Annotated in this window: 5 protein-coding genes and 1 tRNA gene; 1 reads left to right on the plus strand and 5 read right to left on the minus strand. The window is 67.4% G+C overall.

Annotation, left to right across the window (positions count from 1 at the left end; genetic code table 11):
- The 4 genes from FKP22_RS18165 to FKP22_RS18180 all read right to left on the minus strand — a co-directional run.
- Positions 1 to 898, minus strand: an 898-nt coding sequence (locus tag FKP22_RS18165; RefSeq protein ID WP_141289031.1) for a recombination-associated protein RdgC, incomplete at its 3' end; no start/stop codon positions are given.
- 19 nt (positions 899 to 917) lie between these two features.
- Positions 918 to 1,538: a GNAT family N-acetyltransferase gene (locus FKP22_RS18170; protein ID WP_141289032.1), complete on the minus strand. Its 621-nt coding sequence runs from the start codon at positions 1,536 to 1,538 to the stop codon at positions 918 to 920.
- Positions 1,539 to 1,553: 15 nt separating this feature from the next.
- Positions 1,554 to 4,298: a preprotein translocase subunit SecA gene (gene secA, locus FKP22_RS18175; RefSeq protein ID WP_141289033.1), complete on the minus strand. Its 2,745-nt coding sequence runs from the start codon at positions 4,296 to 4,298 to the stop codon at positions 1,554 to 1,556.
- Between the two features lie 247 nt (positions 4,299 to 4,545).
- Entirely contained in the window at positions 4,546 to 5,580 is a 1,035-nt protein-coding gene (locus tag FKP22_RS18180) for a M23 family metallopeptidase (protein WP_141289034.1), read from the minus strand.
- A 15-nt stretch (positions 5,581 to 5,595) separates the two neighbouring features.
- Here FKP22_RS18180 and FKP22_RS18185 point away from each other — a divergent pair, with 15 nt between their 5' ends.
- Positions 5,596 to 5,913: a hypothetical protein gene (locus FKP22_RS18185; protein ID WP_231012654.1), complete on the plus strand. Its 318-nt coding sequence runs from the start codon at positions 5,596 to 5,598 to the stop codon at positions 5,911 to 5,913.
- A 23-nt stretch (positions 5,914 to 5,936) separates the two neighbouring features.
- Here the strand turns inward: FKP22_RS18185 and FKP22_RS18190 are convergent.
- Positions 5,937 to 6,012, minus strand: a tRNA-Thr gene (locus FKP22_RS18190).
- Between the last annotated feature and the right edge of the window lie 156 nt (positions 6,013 to 6,168).

The following is a 6,168-nucleotide window of genomic DNA, read 5'->3' on the forward strand; positions in this document are numbered from 1 at the left end:
GCTGCAGCTCGCCATCCAGCGCCTCGATCAGGTCCGGGATCAGCTGCACCAGCTCGCCGGTGGTGATGGCCACGTCGGTGTCGAAGGCGTCCTCGGGTCGGTCGGCCGAGCCTTGCTTGCCTTCGAAGACGACATCCTCGAACTTCAGCTTCTTGACCTGCAGTTGGTCCGTCAGCACAAACGAGATGCGCTCGGCCCAGGTCATCGCCAGGCGGGTGGGCTGCTTGCCCAGCTCGATGTGCTGGCGCACCTCGTCGGTGTCCAGCGGGTGGCGGGCATAGCGCACGACGGATTTCATCTCGTCGGTGGACTTCAGCTCGCATTCGCGGTCCACGCTGAAGCCTGCCGGCGGCTCGCCGGTGGACAGCCAGTTGGCCATGGCCACGGCCGGCGAGCAGCGGGTCTGCAGCAACTGCACCGCAAAGCCGGGCAAGGCCTTGACCAGGTGCGTGACCACCGTGTCGGCCCGGCTGGCGCTGCCGGCGTCGAGGATCAGCAGGCGGCGTTCGGGGTCGATCCAGGCCTGCGCCGCGGACTGCTTGGTGAAGGCCATCGGCAGCAGCTCCAGCGTGGCCTGCTCCTTGAGTTCCTTCTGCTGCTTCTTGCCCGGCTTGCGGCCGGTCTGCAGCTCGATGTGGTGGGCAATCTCGTCGGTGCGGCGCTTGACGACCGACGACGGCAGCACCTTCTGCTCGACCATCAGCTTCATCAGCCACTGGCCGCCAATGCTCTCGACCAGCGGCGCATGCACCACGCCACGCGGCGGCGTCCAGCCAGAAGACGTGGGCTGGGTGGCGCCGCAGGGCACGAAGGGTTCGTGCTCGAAGGCTTCCAGCGCGGCGCCGAGGTCCGGCACCCAGTCGGGGCCGATGCGGTAGACGATCAGGTTCTTGAACAAGGCGAATTCCTAGCGTGGATCAAGGCGCTGGCGGCGGCTCGGTGGCGAGCACCAGGCCCGGCCGCAGCGCGGCAAACATGACCTGGGTCGTGGGCGCACCCCAGGGATCGGGTTCGTAGCCCCGCAGCTCGCCTTCGCGCCGGAAGCCCGGCAACGATTCGGCGAAGTGCAGCGCGCGGGTGTTGCGTGCATCGCTCAAGGCCTGCACGCGGATGAAGCCGAGTTCAAAGGCGATCTCGGTCGCCGCCATCACCGCTTCGCGCATCAGGCCGCGGCCGGCCTGGCGCACGTCGCCCACATAACCCAGCTCGACCCGCGGCGCTTCGAAGTCGAAGCTGTGCAGGTCGATCAGGCCAACGACGGCGCCCGCTTCGGCGCCGGCCTCGGCCGTCCGCAACACCAGGTAGTGCAGCGAGCTGCCGCTGCGGTGGTAGCCCAGCAGCCGGCCGCCCAGGTCTGCGGCCTCCTGCAGCGTGAACGGACCACTGCGGCGCTGTGCCCAGTGGATGAAGCGGTAGGCCGGCAGCGAGGCGTTGAAGCTGTCCATCAGCAGCGCGCCGTCTGCCGGGCCTGGCACGCGCAGCAGCAGCCGCGCAGTGCGCCGCTGGTCCGGCGCAGCAGCCAGATCAGCGAGCTTCAAGGCAACTCCGAACGCTCAGGCCAGCTTGCCGTGGCAGGCCTTGAACTTCAGGCCGCTGCCGCAGGGGCAGGGGTCGTTGCGGCCGACGCGGGGCATTTCGCCTGCCACCGTGGCCGGATCGGTCTCGGCGCTGACGCTGCCGTCTTCGTTCGGATGGGTGTAGGTGATGTTGCGCAGCTGTTCGGCCTGTTCCTCGATGGCCTCGGCCGCCTGGCTGACCTGCTCCTGCGTCTGCACGCGCACGGTCATCAGCACGCGGGTGACTTCCATCTTCACGACATTCAGCAACTGGGCGAACAGCTCGAAGGCCTCGCGCTTGTATTCCTGCTTGGGGTTCTTCTGCGCATAGCCGCGCAGGTGGATGCCCTGGCGCAGGTAGTCCAGCGCAGCCAGGTGCTCGCGCCAGTGCGAGTCGATGGCCTGCAGCAGCACCATGCGCATGAAGGGCGTGAACTGGGTTGCGCCGACCAGGTCCAGCTTGGCCTGGAATGCGGCGTTTGCGGCGGCCTGGACCTTCTCCAGCACTTCCTCGTCGGTGATGCTGCTGGCACCGGCGACCAGCGCCTGCAGCGACAGGTCCAGCTGCCACTCTTCCTTCAGCACCTTCTCCAGGCCCGCCAGGTTCCACTGTTCCTCGACGCTGTCGGCCGGCACGAAGTCGCGTGTCACGTCCTCCATGGTCGCGGCGCGCAGGTTGGTGATCTGCTCGGTCAGCTCGCTCGCTTCGAGGATCTCGTTGCGCTGCTGGTAGATGACCTTGCGCTGGTCGTTCGACACGTCGTCGTATTCGAGCAGCTGCTTACGCACGTCGAAGTTGCGCGCCTCGACCTTGCGCTGCGCGGACTCGATGGAGCGCGAGACGATGCCGGCCTCGATGGCCTCGCCTTCGGGCATCTTCAGCCTGTCCATGATCGCGCGCACGCGGTCACCGGCGAAGATGCGCATCAGCGGGTCTTCCAGCGACAGGTAGAAGCGCGAGGCACCCGGGTCGCCCTGGCGGCCGGAGCGACCGCGCAGCTGGTTGTCGATGCGGCGCGACTCGTGGCGCTCGGTGGCGATGATGCGCAGGCCGCCGGCTTCCTTGACCGCGGCATTCAGCCCCGCCCATTCGTCCTTCAGCAGCTGGATGCGCGTGACCTTGTCGGCCTCGGCAATCGTGTCGTCAGCCTCGATGAACTGGATCTGCTTCTCGACGTTGCCACCCAGCACGATGTCGGTGCCGCGGCCCGCCATGTTGGTCGCGATGGTGATCACGCCGGGCCGGCCGGCCTGGGCCACGATTTCCGCTTCGCGGGCGTGCTGCTTGGCGTTCAGCACCTGGTGCGGCAGCTTCGCCTTGGTCAGCAGTTCCGAGACCAGCTCGGAGTTCTCGATCGAGGTCGTGCCGACCAGCACCGGCTGGCCACGCGTGTGGCAGTCGCGAATGTCTTCGGTGACGGCGTTGTACTTCTCGCGCGCGGTCTTGTAGACCAGGTCCAGCTCGTCCTTGCGGATGGTCGGCCGGTTCGGCGGAATCACCACCGTTTCCAGGCCGTAGATTTCCTGGAATTCGTAGGCTTCGGTGTCGGCCGTGCCGGTCATGCCGCCCAGCTTGCCGTACATGCGGAAGTAGTTCTGGAAGGTGATCGAGGCGAGGGTCTGGTTCTCGCTCTGGATCTGCACGCCTTCCTTGGCCTCGACGGCCTGGTGCAGGCCGTCGGACCAGCGGCGGCCTGTCATCAGGCGGCCGGTGAATTCGTCGACGATGACGACTTCGCCGTTCTGCACCACGTAGTGCTGGTCGCGGTGGTACAGGTGGGTGGCGCGCAGCGCTGCGTACACATGGTGCATCAGCGTGATGTTGGCCGGGTCGTACAGGCTGGCGCCTTCGACCAGCAGGCCAGCCTCGGCCAGGATGCGCTCGGCATTCTCGTGGCCGTCCTCGGTCAGGAAGACCTGGTGGCTCTTCTCGTCGACCGTGAAGTCGCCCGGCTCGATTACACCTTCGCCAGTGCGCGGATCGGCTTCGCCGATCTGCTTCTTCAGCTTGGGCGCCACGGCGTTGATGCGCACGTAGAGCTCTGTGTGGTCCTCGGCCTGGCCGGAGATGATCAGCGGCGTGCGGGCTTCGTCGATCAGGATCGAGTCAACTTCGTCGACGATGGCGTAGGCCAGGCCGCGCTGCACGCGCTCGCTAGGCTCGTAGACCATGTTGTCGCGCAGGTAGTCGAAGCCGTATTCGTTGTTGGTGCCGTAGGTGATGTCGGCAGCGTAGGCGGCCTGCTTTTCCGGCTTGTCCATGCCGGGCACGTTCACGCCCACGCTGAGGCCCAGCCAGCTGTACAGCCGGCCCATCCACTCGGCGTCGCGCCGGGCGAGGTAATCGTTGACCGTGACCACGTGAACGCCCTTGGCCGGCAGCGCATTCAGGTAGACCGGCAGCGTGCCCATCAGCGTCTTGCCTTCGCCGGTGCGCATTTCGGCGATCTTGCCGTTGTGCAGCGTCATGCCGCCCAGCATCTGCACGTCGAAGTGGCGCATCTTCAGCACCCGCTTGCCGGCTTCGCGCACGGTGGCGAAGGCTTCGGGCAGCAGGTCGTCCAGCGTCTCGCCCTTTTCCAGGCGGGCCCGGAACTCGGCCGTCTTGCCTTGCAGCGCAGCGTCGTCCAGGGCCTGGAACTGCGGCTCCAGCGCGTTGATCTGCTCGACGACGCGGCGGTATTGCTTGAGCAGGCGGTCATTGCGACTGCCGAAAATCTGGGTGAGAAGCTTGGGCAACATGCAGCGTCAGGGCCTGGTGATTCGGGTGGCGACAGCGCCCGCGGTGGCCGAGATGCCGGCCACGCGAGCCACGGCCTGCACAGATGCGCACAGGCCATGTTCCAGCGGATGCAGATGGGGGCGGCGCGCGATCTTGCAAGCGCGATGCGCTTCGCAAAAGCGAGCGAGTTTAGCACCGGGGTGTGGCAGGTCTCAGCCCAGTCCCAGGGGTGCCAGCAGCACCCTCGCGAGGCATGGAAACGGGCGATCAGTGGGTGCCGAGCGGGCCCGACGGCGTCGGCACCAAGGTCCGCTGCGCCAGTGCCGGCAGTGCAGGTGCCGGTCCGGCAGCGAGGAACTTGGCCGGGTCCTGCGGCACGCCGTCGACCACGACCTCGAAATGCAGGTGCGGCCCGGTCGAGCGGCCGGTGGTGCCCACACGCGCCACCGGCTGGCCGCGCTTGACCAAGTCACCGGCCTTGACCAGGATGGCGGAGGTGTGGGCGTAGCGGGTCACCAGGCCGTTGCCGTGGTCGATCTCCAGCAGATGGCCGTACTGCGGATGCCAGTCGGTGGACAACACAACACCGCCGGCCGCGGCCAGGATGGTGGTGCCGACGTCGGCTGCGAAGTCCAGCCCGGTGTGCAACGCCGGGCGGTTGGTGAAGGGGTCGGTGCGGAAACCGAAGCCTGAGCCGATCACGTCGCTGGCGATCGGCCGGCTGTTGGGCACCATCAGCGCGCGCAGCCGGGTCTCGAACAACCGCGACTCGGCGAAGGTCAGCAGGTCGGTGCGCTGCTCGGCCTGGCTTTCCAGGCCCTGCAGCGCGAGGTTGAGCTGGTCCAGCGTCGGGTGGTCCAGCGGCACATAAGGGCCACCAACGCCGGGCGTGGCGCGGAACGCGCCACTGGCAGCCGGACCAGGCGCCGGCGCCGGCGCCGGCGCCGTCATCACCTTGAGGTCATCTGGCTTCACGCCGGCCAGCCCGGTGACGCGGTCGCCCATCGCTTCGAGCTTGACCATGCGGGCCTGCATCTCGCCGACCTTGACGGCCATGGCGTCCAGGTTCTCGCGCATGAAGCGGTCGCGCTGGGCGATTTCGTCATGCACCACCAGCTTGACCAGTTGGCTGACGATGGGCCAGCCCTCGCGCGCCGCCTTCAGGAAGATGAAGTGGTAGACCGCGCCGGAAGCCAGCAGCAGCACCAGCACCAGCGCCGCAATGGCCAGGCTCAGCTGCATGCGGCTGAAGCTGACGACGCGGGTGCGCGCCAGTCCGCCGTGGGTGATCATGATCTGCATCGCTACACTCCTGCCATGCCGTTGCCCATGCACCAGCCCTTCACTCGCCCCATTGCCGAAGCACTGGGCGCCAATGCCACGCTGGGCCGGCTGCTGGAACGCCTGCGCGAATCGGAAGCCCGCATGGCGACCGTGCGCCTGGTGCTGCCGGCCGCGCTGGCGGCCCATGTGCGGCCCGGTGTGCTGGACGACGAGGGATGGAACCTGCTGGTACCCAACAGCGCGGTGGCCGCCAAGCTGCGGCAATGCGTGCCGCTGCTGGCGCAGGTGCTGGCCGATCAAGGCTGGCCCCGCCGCGAGATCCGGGTCAAGGTTCAATCCGAACGGGCCTGAACGCCGGGCGCGCCGGGGTGACGTGGTGCCGGCTATCCGAATCGAACGGATGACCTACCGCTTACAAGGCGGTTGCTCTACCAACTGAGCTAAGCCGGCATTCAAACACTTCGGGAGCCGCGATTCTAGGCGTGCTTTTGGCGCTGGCAAGCCAGCCCCAAAGCCGATTTGAATGGCCCCGTGCAACAGGGTGTAGAAGCGGGGCGAGCGGCGGTTGCGCCGCCGCTGCTGCCTACTTGATGCGCTTGAGCGCCG

This window comes from Ideonella azotifigens, from assembly GCF_006519715.1.
GTDB classification, from domain to species: Bacteria; Pseudomonadota; Gammaproteobacteria; order Burkholderiales; family Burkholderiaceae_C; genus Ideonella; species Ideonella azotifigens.